Below are 21195 nucleotides of genomic sequence, written 5' to 3'. Positions count from 1 at the left end.
GCGTTGAGCCGGTTGCCCCGGACGACGTCGCGGCCTGAGTATAGGGCTGCACGTTAGTTAACGCTTCAACGTCTTGATCTGGCTGGGTAAAAACTAACCAAACAACCTCATTAAGTGGGCCACTGTGCTGTGCTGGCGCTGCTTTTCAATGAGGGACTGTTTTTTCAATGTTGCCGATAATGCGGCAGTGCTACTGTTTGGTAATCATCCGTAACAAAGTTTTTCATGGGGGAGGAGATGGGAGGATGAGGGAACGAATAGGTGGGGTAGAAGTTCCACTGTAAATACAAATACGTGATCTCTCTTGCAAATTTCGACCTACATTATTGTGCCTAACACCACAGAATAGGCAGCAATGTTAACTGGCTCACATTTACTCGCTGGGGGGCGTAGAGGGGGGGAGGATGATGCTGTATCCGGTTGTGACTCAATATGTCAGCGTAATGTATTAGTCAGTGTAATAACTTGTTTGCAGCTCAACATTTTTGCAACGCTGCCACACCCTCCTCACTGAGTGATTCAAGGCAACAGCGGCCTGAAAACAGCAGGCAAACTTAATTGCCAATAATGGTTCACCAAAAAGTGAGTACCCACAAAATTGGATAAAAGGATTGGATTATGACTCGCAGCTTCACAAAATCCGGCATAAGTAAGACCGCACGTGTTTTGGCCCTTTCAGCGTTAACGACGCTGGTGCTCTCTTCCTCTGCTTTTGCCAAAATTGAAGAAGGTAAACTGGTTATCTGGATCAATGGCGATAAAGGCTATAACGGTCTGGCAGAAGTCGGTAAGAAATTTGAGAAAGACACCGGCATCAAAGTCACCGTCGAGCACCCAGATAAATTAGAAGAGAAATTCCCGCAAGTCGCCGCAACAGGTGATGGCCCAGATATCATCTTCTGGGCGCATGACCGTTTTGGCGGCTACGCGCAGTCTGGCTTACTGGCTGAATTGACGCCATCAAAAGCCTTCCAAGAAAAACTGTTCCCGTTCACTTGGGATGCCGTTCGCTTTAATGGCAAGTTGATTGGTTACCCTGTGGCAGTCGAAGCGCTGTCACTGATTTACAATAAAGATCTGGTCAAAGAAGCGCCTAAAACATGGGAAGAGATCCCTGCGCTGGATAAAACACTGCGTGCCAATGGCAAAAGCGCCATCATGTGGAACCTGCAAGAACCCTACTTCACTTGGCCACTTATTGCAGCCGACGGTGGTTACGCCTTCAAATCTGAAAACGGTGTTTACGACGTGAAAAACGTGGGCGTGAACAATGCCGGTGCGAAAGCAGGTCTGCAATTTATTGTCGATCTGGTGAAAAATAAGCACATCAATGCGGATACCGATTACTCCATCGCAGAAGCAGCCTTTAATAAAGGTGAAACGGCGATGACCATCAATGGCCCATGGGCATGGTCCAACATTGATAAGAGCAAAATTAATTATGGTGTGACCTTACTGCCAACCTTCCATGGCCAACCCTCTAAGCCGTTCGTCGGTGTTCTGACGGCAGGGATTAATGCCGCCAGCCCGAATAAAGAACTCGCCACTGAATTCTTGGAAAACTACCTGATTACTGACCAAGGTCTGGCTGAAGTCAACAAAGACAAGCCTCTTGGCGCGGTGGCACTGAAGTCATTCCAAGAACAATTGGCGAAAGATCCCCGTATTGCGGCCACCATGGACAACGCCACCAAAGGCGAAATCATGCCGAATATTCCGCAAATGGCCGCCTTCTGGTATGCCACCCGTAGTGCGGTCTTGAACGCCATTACTGGGCGTCAAACCGTGGAAGCTGCACTGAACGACGCAGCGGCGCGTATCACCAAATAACAGCTTCACCTGCAAAAGGGGCATAGTTCGCTATGCCCCAACACGGTTTGCGGTAGTGTTAACCGCTAACACCGCAGCAACTTCAAGTACGAAGAGTAGAAAGGGAATATTATGCAGTTATCCCACACCGAATATGAAAGCCGTAAAAAGAGAGTTGCCTGGTGGCAAAGTGATGCCCTTAAATGGCTGGTTATCGGCGCATTAAGTCTCTTCACCTGCTATTTGATCGTGTTGATGTATTCTCAAGGTGAATATCTTTTTGCCATTGTCACGCTGATTCTGGTGAGTTTGGGACTCTATGTTTTCGCTAATCGCCGCGCTTACGCATGGCGTTATGTTTATCCTGGCGTGGCTGGGATGGGGCTGTTTGTCCTGTTCCCCTTGATTTGTACCATCGCCATCGCGTTTACCAACTATAGCAGCACCAACCAATTAACCTTCGAGCGCGCCCAATCCGTTTTGATGGATCGGCAGTTCCAAACCGGTAAAACCTTTGCCTTTGGCCTGTATCCGAGTGATGACCAATGGCGCTTGCAACTGACCAACCCAGACGATAATACCGTCCTGATTTCCGAGCCTTTTCGCTTCGATACTGTCGGTGAGCATAAATTAAAAGTCACCCCGGCTAGCGCTGAACAAACCGGCGAACGCGCGTCACTACGGATCATTACCCAGAATCGCCAAGCATTAAGCAGCTTAGTGGCTACCTTGCCTGATGGGGGCGAACTGCGCATGAGTTCACTGCGCCAATTCTCTGGAACCAGCCCACTTTACAAACTGGGTGATGATGGCCAAGAGCTGATCAATAAACAGACAGGGGTCGTCTATCGGCCTAATACGGATATCGGTTTCTATCAAGCCGTGAACGCTGATGGGCAGTGGGAAAATGAAAAACTCAGCCCCGGCTTTACTGTCACCATTGGCTGGAAAAACTTCCTGCGAGTACTGCACGATGAAGGTATCCAGAAACCCTTTATCTCTATTTTCATCTGGACCATCCTGTTTTCCGTTATCAGTGTCGTCCTCACTGTTGCCGTTGGCATGATACTGGCCTGCGTGGTGCAATGGGATGCCCTAAAAGGTAAAGCCATCTATAGGGTGCTCTTGATATTGCCCTATGCCGTACCTTCATTTATTTCTATTTTGATTTTCAAAGGGTTATTTAACCAAAGTTTCGGGGAAATTAACCTGATGCTTAACCAACTGTTTGGCATTAAGCCTGAATGGTTTAGCGATCCACTCACCGCCAAGAGCATGATTGTGATTGTGAATACGTGGCTCGGTTATCCCTACATGATGATTCTGTGCATGGGGTTACTCAAAGCTATCCCTGATGATTTATATGAAGCCTCAGCAATGGATGGCGCGGGCCCATTCCAGAACTTTTTCCGGATTACTTTCCCGCTACTGATTAAGCCGTTAACACCGCTGATGATTGCCAGCTTTGCCTTTAACTTTAATAACTTCGTGCTGATTCAATTATTAACCCGAGGCGGCCCAGATATGATCGGTACCAGCACCCCTGCGGGGTATACCGATTTGCTGGTCAACTACACCTATCGTGTCGCCTTTGAGGGTGGCGGTGGGCAGGACTTCGGGCTGGCAGCGGCTATCGCAACGTTGATTTTCATACTGGTAGGCGCGCTCGCGATACTGAATTTGAAAGCCAGCAAAATGAATTTTGACTAAGGAGGAGATGCAGATGGCTATGGTTCAACCTAAATCCCAACGTTTGCGTCTATTAGGCACCCATTTTCTCATGCTGTGCTTTATCGCGCTGATCATGTTCCCACTGCTGATGGTCATTACCATTTCACTGCGGCCGGGTAACTTCGCGACCGGCAGTTTGATTCCCGACCAAATTTCGTGGGAGCACTGGAAGCTGGCCTTGGGTATTAGCATCACCCATGCAGACGGTAGCGTAACGCCACCACCGTTCCCCGTCATGTTGTGGCTATGGAACTCCGTTAAAATTGCGGTGATCACCGCGATTGGCATTGTTTCACTGTCGACAACCTGTGCCTATGCTTTTGCCCGTATGCGTTTTCGCGGTAAAAACACTCTGCTGAAAAGTATGCTGATTTTCCAGATGTTCCCTGCGGTGCTGTCACTGGTGGCGCTGTATGCCCTCTTCGACCGCCTCGGGCAATATATGCCGTTTATCGGTCTGAATACCCACGGCGGCGTGATATTTGCTTATATGGGGGGGATAGCGCTGCACGTTTGGACGATCAAAGGTTACTTCGAAACCATTGATAACTCACTGGAGGAAGCCGCGGCCTTAGACGGTGCGACCCCATGGCAAGCCTTCCGGCTGGTACTGTTACCGCTGTCGGTTCCTATTTTGGCCGTGGTGTTTATTCTGTCGTTTATTGCCGCCATCACCGAAGTCCCAGTCGCCTCATTGTTACTGCGTGATGTGGAGAGTTACACCTTGGCGGTGGGAATGCAGCAATATCTGAATCCACAAAACTACCTGTGGGGCGACTTTGCCGCTGCCGCTGTGCTTTCTGCCATCCCTATTACCACCGTCTTCCTGCTGGCACAACGCTGGTTGGTGGGTGGCCTAACCGCCGGTGGAGTGAAAGGTTAAAGATTTCATTATTCAATACCCAAAGTAATTGGAGTTGTAGCTAGGCGGCAAACGAGTGACAAATCGGTCAGGAACCGATTTGAACAGCGTTTATGCTAGCCCGTAGGGTGAGCCTCAAGGACGAGGCTCATTAATCCCGATGAGCTGACTCAGGTCAGTGATTCGGGTGAGAGAGAGCAGCTAACAACGCTACAGCTTCAAGTAAGAAGGGTATTTTCCTCTGGTACTGTGTCTTTAGGGCGGCCTCATGGCCGCCATTTTTATTTTATATCCCAAACACGGCCTACCCGCAGGTTACTCTCGTTTTAAACGATCCGTATTTGCCAAATACAACGTCACCACCAACAACAAAATTGAACCCGAATATATCAGCGTATCAATCGGATTTTCATGATCAACGATGATTAGCCGAATAATGGCCGTGATACCGATATAAATAAAGTAGCGTAGTGGGAAGTGATAGCCTGATTCAAAGTACTTAACAATCAAGGCAATAAACTCGAAATACAGGAAATAAATCACAATGCCTTCAATCAGCATATATGACGAGGTTTCCTGATTATTCATGAATAGCATCTGCCCCAGATGAATGGTTTCTTTCACTAAAAAAACCACCAAAATCGCCGCGAGAACAATTAATCCTGCATTCAATAAGCGCTGTAGATTTTTAGCGACCCATTGAGAACGCGAGTTTTTGGCCATAAATCCCCCCTGTTAAAGTTGGAAAATTATCCGAGCCAAAAAAAGCCCCTTACTCAGTAAGGGGCTAACAAGCACGGATCAAGAGCTTAAGCCGCTAAGCTTAACGCCAGTTCTTGAAACGGTTAATCAACGCATTGGTTGAGCTGTCATGGCTGGTGACCGCTTTATCATCTGCCAGTTCTGGCAAAATGCGGTTAGCCAGTTGTTTGCCCAGTTCAACACCCCATTGGTCGAAGGTGTAAATGTTGAGGATAATGCCTTGCGTGAAGATCTTATGCTCATACAGCGCAATTAAAGCCCCCAGACTGAATGGCGTAATTTCACGCAGCAGGATGGAGTTCGTTGGGCGGTTACCCTCAAACACTTTGAACGGCGCAACATGAGCCACTTGTTCAGGCGTTTTACCGGCAGCGGCAAATTCCGCTTCAACTTCAGCCAGTGATTTACCAAACGCCAGTGCTTCCGTCTGCGCAAAGAAGTTGGACAGCAACTTAGCGTGATGATCGCTCAATGGGTTATGGCTGATAGCTGGCGCGATAAAATCACAAGGGACCAATTTGGTGCCTTGGTGAATCAACTGATAGAACGCGTGCTGACCGTTGGTGCCAGGTTCGCCCCAGATGATTGGCCCAGTCTGGTAGTCCACTGGGTGACCATTACGGTCCACATACTTACCGTTAGATTCCATATTGCCTTGCTGGAAGTAAGCAGGGAAACGGTGCATGTATTGATCATAAGGCAGGATAGCTTCGGTTTCTGCACCGAAGAAATTGTTGTACCAGATACCAATCAACGCCAACAAGATAGGCAGGTTCTGTTCGGCAGGGGTTTCAGCAAAGTGCTTATCCATCGCATGTGCGCCACTGAGCATCGCTTCGAAATGCTCAAAGCCCACTGACAGTGCGATAGATAAACCGATAGCTGACCACAGGGAGTAACGGCCACCGACCCAATCCCAGAACTCAAACATATTGTTGGTATCAATACCAAACTCGCCAACCGCTTTAGCATTGGTGGACAATGCCGCAAAGTGTTTAGCCACATGCTTCACATCACTGGCGGTAGACAAGAACCAATCGCGCGCGCTGTGGGCGTTGGTCATGGTTTCTTGGGTGGTGAAGGTTTTCGAGGCCACTAAGAACAGCGTCGTTTCTGGGTTCAGTGGTTTCAAGGTTTCGGCAATGTGAGTGCCATCGACGTTAGAAACAAAATGCATATTCAGATGATTTTTGTAGGGGCGCAGCGCTTCAGTCACCATGTAAGGGCCGAGATCTGAGCCACCGATACCGATATTCACCACATCAGTAATGGCCTTACCGGTATAGCCTTTCCACTCACCGCTGATCACGCGATCGCAGAACTGTTTCATTTTCGCCAGCACCGCATTCACTTCTGGCATCACATCCTTGCCATCGACAACAATCGGCGTATTGCTACGATTACGCAACACCACATGCAACACGGCGCGGTCTTCAGTGCGGTTGATTTTCTCGCCCGAGAACATGGACTTAATGGCGCCAGCTAAATCGGTTTCTTTCGCCAGAGCTTGCAACTTTTCTAGGGTTTCGCTGGAAATACGGTTTTTAGAGAAATCCACCAGCATTTGATCGTCAAAGGTGGCTGAAAACTTGCTAAAACGCTGGTCGTCCTTGGCAAACAGATCACGGATTGTGACGTCCTTCATCTGTTCAAAGTGTTGCTGTAACGCTTTCCAGGCAGCGGTTTGACTAGGATTGATATTTTTCATAGCGGCGCTCTTCTAGGCTTAAGGATAATGAAACGAATGGCCTAATTGTATCCTGTTCGGGTGTGATTGAGATCTCTTTTCTTGCGATAGGTGTTATCTCTCGAAACAACACTTGATCTCATCCCTGTTTTCTTGCTACGCCAGTTCGTCTTCAGAGTTTCAATCTTAGCAGCCGTCCATATCTCAGCCAGTATCCAGTTAATTTAGTGATATGACGGAGCTAATTATTAAAGATGAAAATACATCATGGTCATATCGTTGACAGAGAACGCATAACCCGTTATTCCTAAAGGCCTACTTACGCACCCCGTGCGTAAGCCAGAAGAGGTGCGTCGCCCAGGTAAAATGTCGGAGGAGCCGTGATCCGCTGAAGACATTCGAGGGGGAGCGACGCCGAGACACGATGACTTCGGCTATCAACGTGTCGACTGCAGGGGCTGAATCCCCTGGGTTGTCACCCATGCCGTTCCTTTCGGGCGGTCAACAAGGTGGAGCGCTTCTGGGTGTAACGTAGTGTTATTTCTACGCCTGCCCCCTGACTTACCGCTCTTTCCTTGTGCCAAGGCGAATACAGATGACCACCCAAGATGGCATCCCTGACACGAGGTTTTAAATGAATTGCGCAACACAACAACAGACTAACCGCACTGCTTCTAAGGCCGTGGTAGCCAAATTTGGTGGCACCAGTGTGGCTGATTTTGATGCCATGAACCGCAGCGCTGATGTGGTTTTATCGAACCCGGACGTTCGTTTGGTGATTTTGTCGGCTTCTGCCGGTATTACCAATCTGTTGGTCGCTCTTGCCGATGGCTGCGAGCCTGGACAGCGCGAACAGCATTTAGATGACATTCACCGCATTCAAGACGCGATTCTCGTTAAACTCGGTAATCCCGTCGTGATCCGTGAAGAAATTGAACGCATGCTGGAAAATATTGCGATGCTGTCGGAAGCCGCCAGCTTGGCGACGTCGGCGGCCTTGACCGATGAGTTAGTCAGCCACGGCGAATTAATGTCGACGCTGCTGTTTGTCGAATTGCTACGCCAGCGCCAAGTCGCCGTCGAATGGTTTGATGTGCGTAAAATCATGCGCACCAATGACCGTTTCGGCCGTGCTGAACCTGATACTGTGGCGTTAGCTGAATTGGCTCAAGCTCAATTGGCACCCCGTATTGAGCACGCTATTATCGTGACTCAAGGGTTTATTGGCAGCGAAAGCAAAGGCCGAACAACCACGCTGGGCCGTGGCGGCAGTGATTATACTGCGGCCTTATTGGGTGAAGCACTCAACGTCAGCCGCATTGATATCTGGACCGACGTACCGGGGATTTACACAACCGATCCACGTGTGGTGCCCGCAGCAAAACGCATCGATAAGATTGCATTTGAAGAAGCGGCTGAAATGGCGACGTTTGGTGCCAAAGTACTGCATCCGGCCACGCTATTACCCGCCGTTCGTAGCGATATTCCGGTATTTGTTGGGTCAAGCAAAGATCCCGCCGCAGGTGGCACACTGGTGTGCAATAAAACCGAAAATCCACCCTTGTTTCGTGCCTTAGCACTGCGCCGCAAACAAACCTTGCTCACGTTACACAGCCTAAACATGTTACATGCACGCGGTTTTCTGGCAGAAGTGTTTAACATTTTGGCGCGCCACAATATTTCAGTGGATTTGATTACCACCTCTGAAGTAAGTGTCGCACTGACGCTGGACACCACCGGTTCAACATCTATCGGTGATAGCCTGCTGACCACGTCACTACTGACCGAGCTTTCTTCTCTGTGTCGCGTGGAAGTAGAAGAGAATCTGGCGCTGGTGGCGATTATCGGCAACGACCTGTCTCAGTCTTGCGGTGTGGGGAAAGAAGTGTTTGGCGTACTCGACCCATTCAATATTCGCATGATTTGCTACGGGGCCAGCAGCCATAATCTTTGCTTCCTGATTCCGGGCAGCGATGCCGAGAAAGTGGTGCAAACGCTGCATCATAATTTGTTTGAATAATGATTGATTCGAGTAATAAAAACCGGCGCAACCTGTAGGAAGTGCCGGTTTTTTACTGTCAACTTAATGGCAAGCGGGTCAATTTAATGGCAAGCGATTCCAAACCTACGATAACCTTAAGTCTTTGATATTATTATTCGGATTCACTTCTGAGCAAGGGCGTTAAACTGCGGTGAATAATTCCGTAGTATCTCTATTCCAGCAGCTCGTCTAATGCAAGAATTGCTGTAATCAACCGAAGATAAGTGGGTGATAGACTTTGCCATCTTACTGGGTTGTTCATCGCTAAATCTAACTTGTTTCGGCTCCGACGACTGAGTCAGTTTTTTATACTGCTGATAGTCCTGTATGTTGTTTTGCCCAGCAGCACGCCCCATACAAATATTCTTATTTTTGGTCGATTGTAACCGGTCTGCGATGCGGTTAAAAACCACCTCCGCCTTCGGGTTTGTTTTCGCCTTAAATGACCACTCTGGTGCGAACTTTTTTAATATTCCGAGTTTCATTATCGTGTTATCTCCATTTCCTAGTTGCAAAACAGAGTAGCGAATGGGCATTCGTCTTTCTTTCATAAATCGCGAGTCACACTGTTTTGGCGACTCGCGGTTCGTCATCTGCCTTTTAGTCCGCGTCATAGCCCAAATTGGGCGCTAACCAGCGTTCAACTTCTGCCACTGGCATCCCTTTGCGCGCGGCATAGTCTTCGACCTGATCCCGCTGAATCTGCGCGACGGCAAAGTATTTACTATCTGGATGACTGAAGTACCAACCTGATACCGATGCGCCTGGCCACATGGCGTAAGACTCGGTCAGCTTCATTCCCGTGTGGGTTTCCACATCGAGCAACTGCCAGATTTGGCCTTTTTCGGTGTGCTCTGGGCAAGCGGGATAGCCTGGTGCAGGGCGAATCCCCTGATAGTTTTCACGCACCAGTTCTTCATTGCTCAGGTTTTCATGGGGTGCAAAACCCCAATATACTTTGCGCACCTGCTCATGCAGATATTCAGCGAAAGCCTCCGCCAAACGGTCCGACAATGCCTTAATCATGATTTTGTTATAGTCATCATGCTGCGCATCATAGGCGTCCGCCAATGCGTCTTCTTCCAAGCCACCCGTCACGGCAAATGCGCCAAAATAATCCGCTTTACCGCTGGATTTCGGGGCGACATAATCGGCCAAGCAATAGTTCGGGAAGTCGGTTTTTTCCGTTTGCTGGCGCAGATGATGGCTGACCACCAGCACGTCATCACGGCGCTCATCGCGGTAGATTTCGATGTCATCCCCTACACTGTTGGCAGGGAACAGGCCGACGACACCTTTAGGATGCAGCAATCCTTCTACTGACAGTTTATCCAGCATGTCATTAGCATCCGCAAAAAGGCGCTTGGCTTCTTCGCCGACAACTTCATCTTCCAGAATGCGCGGATACTTGCCCGCCAACGACCACGTCATAAAGAATGGCGTCCAGTCGATGTAATTACGCAGAGTTTCAATACTCGCTTCCACCGCTTGTACACCTAACTTGTGTGCCACGGGCGGCGTGTAGTTTTCCCAATCAATGACGGTTTGGTTATCCCGCGCAGCTTGTAAGCTGACAGGTGGGGTACGAGGTTTTTTACGCGCATGTTGAATACGGACGGTTTCATATTCTTTGCGGGTTTTTGCAACAAAATCATCGCGCTGGGTATCCGATAACAACGCGGAAACCACACCAACACTGCGCGACGCATTTGAAACGTAGGTGGTCGAACCGCTGTAATTCTGCTCGATTTTAACCGCGGTATGCGCTTTGGACGTGGTTGCACCGCCAATCAGCAACGGCAAGGTAAAGCCTTGGCGCTCCATCTCTTTCGCTACGTTGACCATTTCATCCAGCGACGGCGTTATCAGGCCAGACAAGCCGATGATATCCACGTTCTCTTCTCGTGCTGTACGCAGAATTTTCTCCGTCGGCACCATCACGCCAAGATCGATAATTTCGTAATTATTACACTGCAATACTACGCCAACGATGTTTTTACCGATGTCATGAACATCGCCTTTCACCGTCGCCAGCAGGATTTTACCCGCCGTTGTTCCTTTCTGTTTGCTGGCCTCAATATAAGGCTCGAGGTAGGCCACCGCCTGTTTCATCACCCTCGCGGATTTCACCACCTGTGGCAGAAACATCTTCCCTTCGCCAAACAGGTCGCCGACCACATTCATCCCAGCCATTAATGGCCCTTCAATCACTTCAATGGGGCGATCAGCTTGCTGACGGGCCTCTTCGGTATCCGCTTCGATAAACTCAGTAATGCCTTTGACCAATGAGTACTCCAAGCGTTTCACGACTGGCCAGCCGCGCCATTCCGCTTGTTGAATCGCCACTTCATCACTTTTACTGCTACGGTATTTTTCGGCCAGATCCAGTAAGCGCTCGGTGCTGTCACTGCGGCGGTTGAGAATGACATCCTCGACGGCATCACGCAGCTCATCGGATAAATCATCATAAATCGCCAACTGACCCGCGTTCACGATCCCCATGTCCATCCCGTTACGAATGGCGTAATACAAGAACACCGCGTGGATCGCTTCACGCACCGGATCGTTACCCCGGAAGGAGAAGGAAACGTTGGAGACGCCGCCGGAAATCATGGCATGAGGCAGCTCGGCTTTGATATCTGCGCAAGCCTCAATAAAATCAACAGCGTAGTTATTGTGCTCTTCGATCCCTGTTGCCACAGCAAAAATATTCGGGTCGAAAATAATATCTTCCGGCGGGAAGCCCACCGTTTCAGTCAAAATCTTGTAGGCACGTCGACAAATCTCGATTTTGCGGGCGCGGGTATCTGCCTGTCCCACCTCATCAAATGCCATCACAACCATGGCGGCACCATAGCGGCGAACCAATTTGGCATGGTGAATAAAGGCTTCTTCGCCTTCTTTCATTGAAATTGAGTTAACAATGCCTTTGCCCTGAATGCATTTCAGCCCTTTCTCGATCACCTCCCATTTGGAGGAGTCGATCATGATTGGAACACGCGCGATATCAGGCTCACCGGCAATCAGATTGAGAAAACGTACCATGGCCGCTTCTGCGTCCAGCATCCCCTCATCCATGTTGATATCGATGATCTGCGCGCCGCTTTCCACTTGTTGGAGCGCAACTTCCAAGGCTTCGTCGTATTTATCTTCTTTTATCAACCGTTTGAATCGAGCAGAACCGGTCACGTTGGTACGTTCACCGACGTTAACAAACAATGTGTTAGCGTCGATAATCAGGGGTTCCAGCCCCGCCAAACGGCAAGCTACGGGGATATCAGGTAAAGGACGCGGCGGCACACCTTCGACCGCTTTCGCCATCGCTGCGATATGCTGTGGCGTGGTGCCGCAGCAGCCACCAACAATATTCAGGAATCCAGCCTGCGCCCACTCGCCAATATGTTCAGCCATTTCTTTGGCATCAAGATCGTATTCACCAAAGGCATTTGGCAACCCAGCGTTTGGGTGAGCACTGACATAATATTCAGAGATGCGCGATAACTCCGCGACATATTGACGTAATTCATCTGGCCCCAAGGCACAATTCAGGCCAAAGGAGATCGGCTTAACGTGACGTAGCGAGTTATAAAACGCTTCAGTCGTTTGGCCCGATAATGTTCGGCCCGAGGCATCAGTGATCGTGCCAGAAATCATGACGGGTAACAGTACACCCATCGCTTCAAATTCAGATTCGACGGCGAAGGTGGCCGCTTTGGCATTCAGGGTATCAAAGACGGTTTCAATCATAATCAGATCGACGCCACCCTCAATCAGCGCACGGGTTGATTCCCGATAGGCATCCACTAATTGATCAAAACTGACATTTCGGAATGCAGGATCGTTAACTTTTGGGGAGATCGACGCGGTGCGGTTGGTCGGGCCAAGCACCCCGGCGACATAGCGCGGTTTTTCAGGGGTGCGAGCCGTCCATTCATCAGCGCAGATGCGGGCCAAACGGGCAGCTTCGTAGTTAATTTCAGCGGACAGTGACTCCATCTGATAATCTGCCATCGCGATGGTGGTCGAGTTGAATGTATTGGTTTCGAGAATATCAGCGCCCGCTTCCAAGTAGGCATTGTGTATGGCAGTGATGACTTCCGGCTTAGAAAGGACCAATAAATCATTGTTACCTTTCAAGTCACTTGGCCAATCGGCAAAACGTGCGCCACGATAATCTGCTTCTTCCAGCCGATAGCTCTGGATCATGGTACCCATACCACCATCCAATACCAAAATTCGCTTTGTTAATTGCTGATGCAACGTCTTAATTTTATTATTTGTGACTGTATCCACCACTGCCGCCTCGCCTCTTTACCCTGTTGCAAAAATAATCCATTCGACATACCCGTCTGTCATCCTAGCACAAGTTGCTCATGTAATGAGTCAGCTCACAGTTGAGACTTTTTCAGGTAGAAGAGCACACTCATCGGATGAGCATTTTTTCGGGTTTGCATGCATAATTAAAAAACGAAAATGAATTCCATAAAAATAAAGATGAGGCTGACTTATGGCATTACCGATTTCAATAAAACGGGGAAAAAAACCTAAGACTGCCGCGCAAACCTCCCCCACAGCAACAGGTCAGGTTCAGTCGTTAACACGTGGACTTAAATTATTGGAATATATTTCCGAAGCGCAGGGAAGTGTGGCTCTGACGGATTTGGCGCAGCAGGCGGGTTTACCGAACTCAACAACTCATCGCCTTCTGACCACGATGCAACAGCAAGGTTTTGTGCGTCAGGTGGGGGATTTAGGGCTTTGGACCATGGGGGCTCACGCCTTTATCGTCGGCAGTAGTTTTTTGCAAAGCCGTAATCTGCTCGCCATGGTACACCCGATGTTACGCCGTTTGATGGATGAGTCTGGCGAAACGGTGAATTTAGCCGTTTTAGATCACAGCGATTATCAGGCCATCATTATCGATCAGGTGCAATGTACAGCTTTGATGCGGATGTCTGCGCCTATTGGCGGTAAGCTGCCTATGCATGCCTCTGGGGCAGGTAAAGCTTTTCTCTCCACCCTAACGGATGATCAATTGGTGCAACTGTTACATAAAAAAGGGTTACATGCCTATACCCAGCATACCCGCACCAATCCAGCCAGTTTAAAAGAGAATTTGGCGTTGATTCGCAAGCAAGGTTATTCGTTTGATGATGAAGAGCATGCGCTCGGTTTGCGTTGTATCGCCGCCTGTTTGTTCGATGAGCACCACGAGGCGTTCGCCGCAATCTCGATCTCTGGTCCGGTATCTCGTATTACAGACGATCGAGTGACGGAGTTGGGTGCGTTAGTTATCCATGCTGCGAAAGAGATCACGCAATCCTACGGGGGTGGGAGTCGTAGTTAGAAAAATGGAGGTTCTCATATCGTTCAGAGAGAACAGGCGGATCGTAAAGACGCCGTAAATCCATCCTTGGAGGCTCGAGCCGCGCCGTCCTGGCGCGGACGCTTTACTCTTCTGCCTGCCCTCACCTCACTGCATCAAATGACTCATGCATGATTAATCAAGGTATCGCGGGCTAAATTAATCTGAGTACGTACCCCGTACCCTCAAGAGATCACTCGCTGGGAGAAACGTTGTTTCCGGCGATAGGCAAAAACATCCTCCACATGCCCCTCCCGAATACGCTGCTGCAACCCGCGCCAATAACTGGCGTGGAACAAGTCACTGTGCACTTCCTCAAAGAAGTGCCTGACCTTCGGGTCGCTACATAAAAAGTGGCGGAATTCCTCAGGAAACACATCATTGGGTGACACGCTGTACCAAGGTTCGCTGGCCATCTCATCTTCCGGATAGCGCGGTGGGGGAATATCGCGGAAATTGACCTCTGTCATATAGCAAATTTCATCGTAATCGTAGAACACCACCCGTCCGTGGCGAGTCACACCGAAGTTCTTAAATAGCATGTCACCGGGGAAGATATTAGCCGCCGCCAACTGTTTGATGGCATTGCCGTATTCCTCAATGGCATCTTTCAACTGTTGATCATCCGCCTGTTCCATATAGAGATTTAACGGTGTCATGCGCCGTTCCATATACAGGTGCTTAATGATGATTTGATCGCCTAAATCTTCCAGTTTCTCAGGAACTTCAAGCTGAAGTTCTGCCAACAGCTCTGGGCTGATACGGTGCTTATCAATCACAAAATTTTCGTACTCTTGAGTATCGGCCATGCGCCCAACGCGATCGTGCTCCTTAACCAATTGATAGCATTCTAGTACCCGAGCCTGAGTAACCTCTTTTTGCGGCGCAAACTGGTCTTTAATGACCTTAAATACACGATCAAATGATGGCAGGGTAAAGACCAACATCACCATGCCTTTTACACCGGGAGCAATGATAAACTGCTCGCTCGATTGATGGACGAAAGTGAGGTATTCACGATAGCTTTCGGTTTTACCGTGCTTCTGACAGCCAATCGCCATATACAGCTCTGCTGTCGATTTGCCCGGTAGTATTTCTCGTAGCCATTCGACCATTGCCGCCGGTAGCGGCGCATAAACCATAAAATATGAACGAGCAAAGCCGAATACGATGCTGGCTTCGGCCTTACTGGTCAAACAGGTATCGATGAAAAGCGCACCGGACTCATCGTGATGAATCGGTAGCAGGAAGGGAAAAACGCCCTCGGGTAAGCGCAGTTTGCCCACCAACCACGCGGCTTTGTTACGGTAAAAAAGCTCGTTGGCGATTTGAAAGCGGGCCTCAGTAAGTTGCTCTTCCGTAAAAGTCTGGCGCAGAGAAGCCACAATATAATCGATATCCCGAGGCAAATTTTCCCATGGTAATCGCAACGGTAAGTCATTGAGAACCACCTGTAACATGCCACTTAAATTGCCTTTTGGCGCAAAATCACGCGCTAATGGCCGAGGGATCTCGCGAAAACGCCGTTCTGGTTGTGAGCTAAAGACAAACAGCTTATCCGTGGTTAAATCGCGGTGTTTAAACAAGCGGCAGTAAACAGAATTAAAAAAACTTTCAGCGATTTCAAAACGCGGATAGTCCGGTAACAACTCGGTATAAATTTCTTTCACTCGCGCCAAAAATACGGCATCAAAATGGCGCTGGTCAGTAATGTGTTTTAGCTGTTCAACGACTAATCCCACGTGGTGGTCATAGAGGTGAATACGCTTTTTCATGGCCTGCTGTACTGCGTGCCAATCCGCTTGTTCAAAACGATGCTGGGCGCTGGCGGTCACTTCCAGAAAACGGCCGTATTGTGCATCGAATCCCTGCAAAATTGTCTGAGCGATTAATTGTTCTAATTTTACCGCCATGCCCACCTCCCACCATACGGAACAGAGCCTGCAAAAGCAGGCTCCTGATAAAACGCACGCTTATCAAACGCTCGATTAGAACTGTTGTTCTTCCGTCGAGCCGGTCAGTGCTGTCACGGATGACTCACCGCCCTGAATGATATTGGTGACTTTATCGAAGTAACCCGTACCGACTTCTTGCTGATGAGAGGCAAAGGTATAGCCGCGCTCAACGGAAGCAAATTCTGGTTGCTGTACCTTCTCGACGTAATGTTTCATGCCTTCGCCCTGCGCGTAGGCATGGGCCAGATCGAACATGTTGAACCACATGCTGTGGATGCCTGCCAGCGTAATAAATTGGTATTTGTAACCCATCGCAGACAAGTCATCTTGGAAGCTAGCGATTTGTTGGTCGGTGAGATTCTTTTTCCAGTTAAATGATGGCGAACAGTTGTAAGCCAACAATTTACCTGGGAATTTAGCGTGAATCGCATCAGCAAAACGTTTAGCTAGCGCCAAGTCTGGCGTAGAGGTTTCGCACCAAACCAAATCAGCGTAAGGGGCATAGGCCAAACCACGACTGATAGCTTGCTCAACGCCGGCGTGGGTACGGAAGAAACCTTCTGCGGTGCGCTCACCCGTAATAAATTCACCGTCATACGGATCGCAATCAGAGGTCAGTAAATCAGCAGCATCGGCATCGGTACGAGCAATCAGTAACGTTGGTACACCTAAAACATCAGCTGCTAAACGGGCGGCCACCAGTTTCTGAATGGCTTCCTGAGTTGGCACCAAGACCTTGCCGCCCATATGACCACATTTTTTCACTGCGGCTAATTGGTCTTCGAAGTGAACACCCGCAGCACCGGCTTCAATCATAGCTTTCATCAATTCAAACGCATTCAATACGCCACCAAAACCGGCTTCGGCATCGGCCACGATTGGCAGGAAATAGTCGGTATAACCTTTGCTACCCGGTTCAATGTTATTTGACCATTGGATCTGATCCGCGCGACGGAAGCTGTTATTAATGCGCTTAACCACCGCAGGAACTGAGTCGACCGGATATAGCGACTGATCTGGGTACATGCTGGACGCCGTATTAGCATCAGCGGCAACCTGCCAGCCTGATAAGTAAATTGCCTCGACACCCGCCTTCGCTTGTTGCAATGCCTGACCCCCCGTGAGCGCACCCAAACAGTTGATGTAACCTTTGCGAGATTCGCCGTGCAACAGCGTCCATAGTTTTTTCGCGCCGTGCTGGGCTAATGTGCACTCTGGATTAACGGACCCACGCAGCTTAATCACTTCCTCAGCGCTATAGGGGCGGGTGATGCCTTCCCAACGCGCTGATTTCCATTCCTGTTCCAATTGCTGAATTTGTTGAGTACGAGAGGTTGTCATGGCGATATTCCTTATTGTCTAATTTTGTAGGGTTTAATAGAACGTTATACCCAAAGTCATTGAAGTTGCAGGTAGGCAGCAAGTGAACGAATCCCGATGGTCTGACACAAGTCAGTGATTCGGGTGAGCGAACGTCGCTAATACCGCTGCGGCTTCAAGGACGAAGGGTATCTCAGGCGAGTAATGCGTAGCCCGGCAACGTCAGGAAGTCGATAAGCTCGTCTTGTGTTGTAATACGCTCCATCAGACGTGCAGCTTCTTCAAACCGCCCACCATCAAAACGTTCTGCGCCAAGTTCAAGCTTTACTACCTGCATTTCTTCACTCAACATGCTTCGGAACAACTCTTTCGTCACCGTTTGTCCATTGCTCAGGCTTTTTTGGTGATGTATCCATTGCCAGATAGAAGTACGAGAAATCTCAGCCGTTGCGGCATCTTCCATCAGGCCATAAATCGGTACACATCCATTACCGGATATCCATGCTTCAATGTATTGCACCGCCACGCGGATATTGGCTCGCATGCCTTCTTCGGTACGATCACCCGTGCAAGGCTCCAACAGTTCTGCTGCAGTGATGGGCTTGTCTTGCTCACGACTCATCTCTAGTTGGTTTGGTCGTTCGCCCAACACCTTGTTAAAGACGTCCATCACGGTATCGGCCAGACCGGGGTGAGCAACCCAGGTGCCATCATGACCATTACTGGCTTCTAACTCTTTATCAGCACGAACTTTATCCAAAACCAGTGCATTTTTTTCTGGGTCTTTGTTCGGGATAAAGGCAGCCATCCCGCCCATCGCCAATGCACCACGCTTATGGCAGGTTTTGATCAGTAAACGAGAGTAGGCACTTAAGAATGGTTTAGTCATCGTGACTGACTGACGATCTGGCAGTACACGATCGCTGTGATTTTTCAGCGTCTTGATATAGCTGAAGATGTAATCCCAACGACCACAGTTTAAAGCCACAATATGATGGCGCAGATGGTAGAGAATCTCGTCCATCTGGAATACCGCGGGCAATGTCTCAATCAATACCGTGGCTTTGATGGTGCCTTGCGGTAAATCGAAACGCTGCTCGGTGAAACTGAAGACCTCACTCCACCAAGCCGCTTCTTGGTAGGACTGCATCTTCGGTAAGTAGAAATAGGGGCCGCTGCCGTTCGCAAGCAATAACTTATAGTTATGATAGAAATACAAAGCGAAATCGAACAAGTTGCCGGGGATATCTTCCCCTTGCCATTTAACGTGTTTTTCCGGTAAGTGCAAACCACGAACTCGGGCAATCAATACCGCAGGATTCGGCTTTAACTGATAAATTTTGCCTGATTCATTTGCATAAGAGATTGTCCCTTTTACCGCATCGTGCAAATTAATCTGTCCTTCGATAACCTTATCCCAGCTCGGTGCAAGTGAATCCTCAAAGTCGGCCATAAAGACTTTTACATTCGCATTGAGGGCATTAATCACCATTTTGCGTTCAACTGGGCCTGTAATTTCTACTCTGCGATCACGCAAATCTGCAGGAATACCTTGAATTTCCCAGTCACCATTACGAATGGAAGTGGTTTCCGAAATAAAGTCAGGCAATGCGCCTTGATCGATGGTCTGCTGCCAAGAGGCCCGTGCAGCAAGGAGTTTGCTACGTGGCGCGGCAAATTTCGCGACCAATTCCGCCAAAAACTCAATCGCGTCATTAGGTAAAACCTGCTGTTCCGCAGTATTAAAATGCTGGGTGAAAACTAACTCTGTGCCGACTATCTGTTGTGTCATTACCCTTCCCCTTCCCCATCTCACGACTTTCACATCAACGCTAATACAGCGTCACTATAGGATTCCTATCGGGTAATACGCTTCGGCTAAAAATTGAAGGCTAGATTTCATGGTCATTTTTCATCCCGACAGCACTAAGAATAATCAATTAATTTCGAAAATCAAAAACGATTTCCATTTTTATATAAAATATTTTTTTAATCTTTATTTATCATATTGTTAACATTACCGTGATGGGTGTGCAGATAGGAATCAACTTCCATTCAGTCAATTTTTGCGAGATAAGTTATTGTTTCTCAAAGAGATCAGACCAGTTAATGAGAGGAGAGTGATACTTATTAGGAGGGAATAATAGGCTGGCGGCTTCGATTCAGCCGCCATAACTGAGGATTAACAGGGGAATTTAATCGAGCGTAGGATTCATATGGCGCAAATCAAAAGGCGTGATTTGGTAGACATAGTAGTTAAGCCAATTAGCAAACAGCAGATGCCCATGACTGCGCCATGACGCTTTTGGTGGCAATGTCGCATCATCCTCAGGGAAATAATTCAGGGGGACTTTCGGATTAAGCCCTGCGACGACATCACGTTCATATTCTCCCGCGAGAGTATCAACATCGTATTCGGGATGACCCGTGACGAAAGCCATCCGCTTATCTTTACTGGCAAATAGATAAGCGCCAGCCTCTTCTGATGAGACTAATATATCCAAATCGGTATATTGCTGAAGCACCTCAAGCGGAAAATCAGCATAGCGAGAATGAGGGGCGAGAAACGTCTCGTCAAAACCTCGAGTAAGTAGTGCTAGAGGCTCTCGTGTTTGATGCTGATAGATACCTGAGAGTTTGACCTCGCGAGTCATCTTAGGAATACCATATAAGATATTTAACGCAGCTTGCACTGCCCAACACACAAACAGCGTTGATGTAACGTGATCCTTCGCCCAAGCGATAATACGCTCAATTTGCGGCCAGTACGCAACATCACAGAAATCAACCAATCCTAGAGGTGCGCCAGTGACTATCAGTCCATCAAAATTTTGATCTTGGATATCCTCAAAGTCGCAATAGAAGTTGTTCAGATGCTCCGCTGGGGTATTCTTTGACTCACGGCTATCAATTCGCAGTAATTGAATATCGACTTGTAAGGGGGAGTTGGAGAGTAAACGTAGGAATTGATTTTCCGTCTCAATTTTCTTAGGCATCAGATTCAGAACTAACACCTTCAGGGGACGAATTTCCTGAGTTTTCGCACGTGATGAGGTCATGACGAAGACATTCTCATTGCGCAAGAAACTCACCGCAGGTAATTCATCAGGAACCCGAATTGGCATGCCTATATCCTCAATATATCCGTTTATACGTTTAGACTTCTAGATGCCTGAAGATAGCGGGTTTGAGATGAAAAGTCGAGCATTCTGCAGCAACCTGAAAATGTTTCATTGCGGGGGCCGCACTATCTGTAGCCGATATATTAGCCAACTTAATTTGATTCGATGGCTAGAAAAGTAAAATCTACAAATAAGAAAGCCCTCTGCTGTGCAGAAGGCTTTTCTTTTGACTTTGACCCATAGCAAAAACCCCACGCTTTTGGCATGGGGTCTCGGCTTATTTGATGCCTGGCAGTGTCCACTGTACTCGTCTCATCTTTAAGATGAGTCTCACCCCTAACGGGGCCAGCGCAAGCGCTGTTCAAACTGCATGCGCAGTAGTATTCGTCTCATCTTTAGGATGAGTCTCACCCCTAACGGGGCCAGCGCAAGCGCTGTTCAAACTGCATGCGCAGTTTGTCGCATGTCATGCTCGAATAGCACTCTACCAAAACCATAAACAAAAAAGGCCACCCGTTAGGGTAGCCTCTTTTGCTTGTTT

General features: G+C 48.6%; 13 protein-coding genes and 1 riboswitch. Of the genes, 5 read left to right on the top strand and 8 right to left on the bottom strand.

The window, feature by feature from the left end; genetic code table 11:
• Positions 1 to 618 precede the first annotated feature (618 nt).
• From malE to malG, 3 genes are all read left to right on the top strand, one after another.
• The gene (gene malE, locus BN68_RS16665) at positions 619 to 1830 is read left to right on the top strand and encodes a maltose/maltodextrin ABC transporter substrate-binding protein MalE (protein ID WP_019212307.1); all 1212 of its coding nucleotides are present in this window, start codon (positions 619 to 621) and stop codon (positions 1828 to 1830) included.
• Positions 1831 to 1941: 111 nt separating this feature from the next.
• Positions 1942 to 3519: a maltose ABC transporter permease MalF gene (malF, locus tag BN68_RS16660; protein ID WP_019212306.1), complete on the top strand. Its 1578-nt coding sequence runs from the start codon at positions 1942 to 1944 to the stop codon at positions 3517 to 3519.
• A 13-nt stretch (positions 3520 to 3532) separates the two neighbouring features.
• Positions 3533 to 4423, top strand: a complete 891-nt coding sequence (gene malG / locus BN68_RS16655; RefSeq protein ID WP_019212305.1) for a maltose ABC transporter permease MalG — start codon at positions 3533 to 3535, stop codon at positions 4421 to 4423.
• 294 nt (positions 4424 to 4717) lie between these two features.
• On the opposite strand, the gene psiE is transcribed toward malG, so the two are convergent.
• Both psiE and pgi read right to left on the bottom strand, forming a co-directional pair.
• Entirely contained in the window at positions 4718 to 5125 is a 408-nt protein-coding gene (gene psiE, locus BN68_RS16650; RefSeq protein ID WP_019212304.1) for a phosphate-starvation-inducible protein PsiE, read from the bottom strand.
• Positions 5126 to 5225: 100 nt separating this feature from the next.
• Positions 5226 to 6872, bottom strand: coding sequence for a glucose-6-phosphate isomerase (gene pgi, locus BN68_RS16645; RefSeq protein WP_019212303.1), 1647 nt, complete (start codon positions 6870 to 6872; stop codon positions 5226 to 5228).
• Positions 6873 to 7186: 314 nt separating this feature from the next.
• Positions 7187 to 7379: riboswitch (Lysine riboswitch) on the top strand.
• A 106-nt stretch (positions 7380 to 7485) separates the two neighbouring features.
• Between pgi and lysC the strand changes: the two genes are divergently transcribed.
• Positions 7486 to 8871 carry a lysine-sensitive aspartokinase 3 gene (lysC, locus tag BN68_RS16640; protein WP_019212302.1) on the top strand — a complete coding sequence of 462 codons (1386 nt, stop codon included), beginning with the start codon at positions 7486 to 7488 and terminating at the stop codon, positions 8869 to 8871.
• 143 nt (positions 8872 to 9014) lie between these two features.
• Here the strand turns inward: lysC and BN68_RS16635 are convergent, their stop codons facing one another.
• Positions 9015 to 9428 carry a hypothetical protein gene (locus BN68_RS16635; RefSeq protein WP_019212301.1) on the bottom strand — a complete coding sequence of 138 codons (414 nt, stop codon included), beginning with the start codon at positions 9426 to 9428 and terminating at the stop codon, positions 9015 to 9017.
• 64 nt (positions 9429 to 9492) lie between these two features.
• Positions 9493 to 13188, bottom strand: a complete 3696-nt coding sequence (gene metH, locus BN68_RS16630; RefSeq protein ID WP_042806913.1) for a methionine synthase — start codon at positions 13186 to 13188, stop codon at positions 9493 to 9495.
• A gap of 211 nt (positions 13189 to 13399) precedes the next feature.
• Here metH and iclR point away from each other — a divergent pair, with 211 nt between their 5' ends.
• Positions 13400 to 14239 (top strand): glyoxylate bypass operon transcriptional repressor IclR, encoded by an 840-nt coding sequence (gene iclR, locus BN68_RS16625; RefSeq protein WP_019212300.1) that lies wholly within the window; start codon positions 13400 to 13402, stop codon positions 14237 to 14239.
• Between the two features lie 203 nt (positions 14240 to 14442).
• On the opposite strand, the gene aceK is transcribed toward iclR, so the two are convergent.
• The 4 genes from aceK to metA all read right to left on the bottom strand — a co-directional run bounded on the left by aceK (position 14443) and on the right by metA (position 20657).
• On the bottom strand, positions 14443 to 16170 hold the full coding sequence (gene aceK / locus BN68_RS16620; protein ID WP_042806912.1) for a bifunctional isocitrate dehydrogenase kinase/phosphatase: 1728 nt from the start codon (positions 16168 to 16170) through the stop codon (positions 14443 to 14445).
• Positions 16171 to 16245: 75 nt separating this feature from the next.
• Positions 16246 to 17553 carry an isocitrate lyase gene (aceA, locus tag BN68_RS16615; protein ID WP_019212299.1) on the bottom strand — a complete coding sequence of 436 codons (1308 nt, stop codon included), beginning with the start codon at positions 17551 to 17553 and terminating at the stop codon, positions 16246 to 16248.
• Between the two features lie 172 nt (positions 17554 to 17725).
• On the bottom strand, positions 17726 to 19324 hold the full coding sequence (aceB, locus tag BN68_RS16610) for a malate synthase A (RefSeq protein ID WP_019212298.1): 1599 nt from the start codon (positions 19322 to 19324) through the stop codon (positions 17726 to 17728).
• Between the two features lie 403 nt (positions 19325 to 19727).
• Entirely contained in the window at positions 19728 to 20657 is a 930-nt protein-coding gene (gene metA, locus BN68_RS16605) for a homoserine O-acetyltransferase MetA (protein WP_019212297.1), read from the bottom strand.
• Positions 20658 to 21195: the final 538 nt, after the last annotated feature.

The organism is Yersinia massiliensis CCUG 53443 (assembly GCF_000312485.1).
GTDB classification, from domain to species: domain Bacteria; phylum Pseudomonadota; class Gammaproteobacteria; order Enterobacterales; family Enterobacteriaceae; genus Yersinia; species Yersinia massiliensis.
Note: the sequence above shows the minus strand (reverse complement) of the source record. Positions and strands in the feature narration are given on the sequence as shown.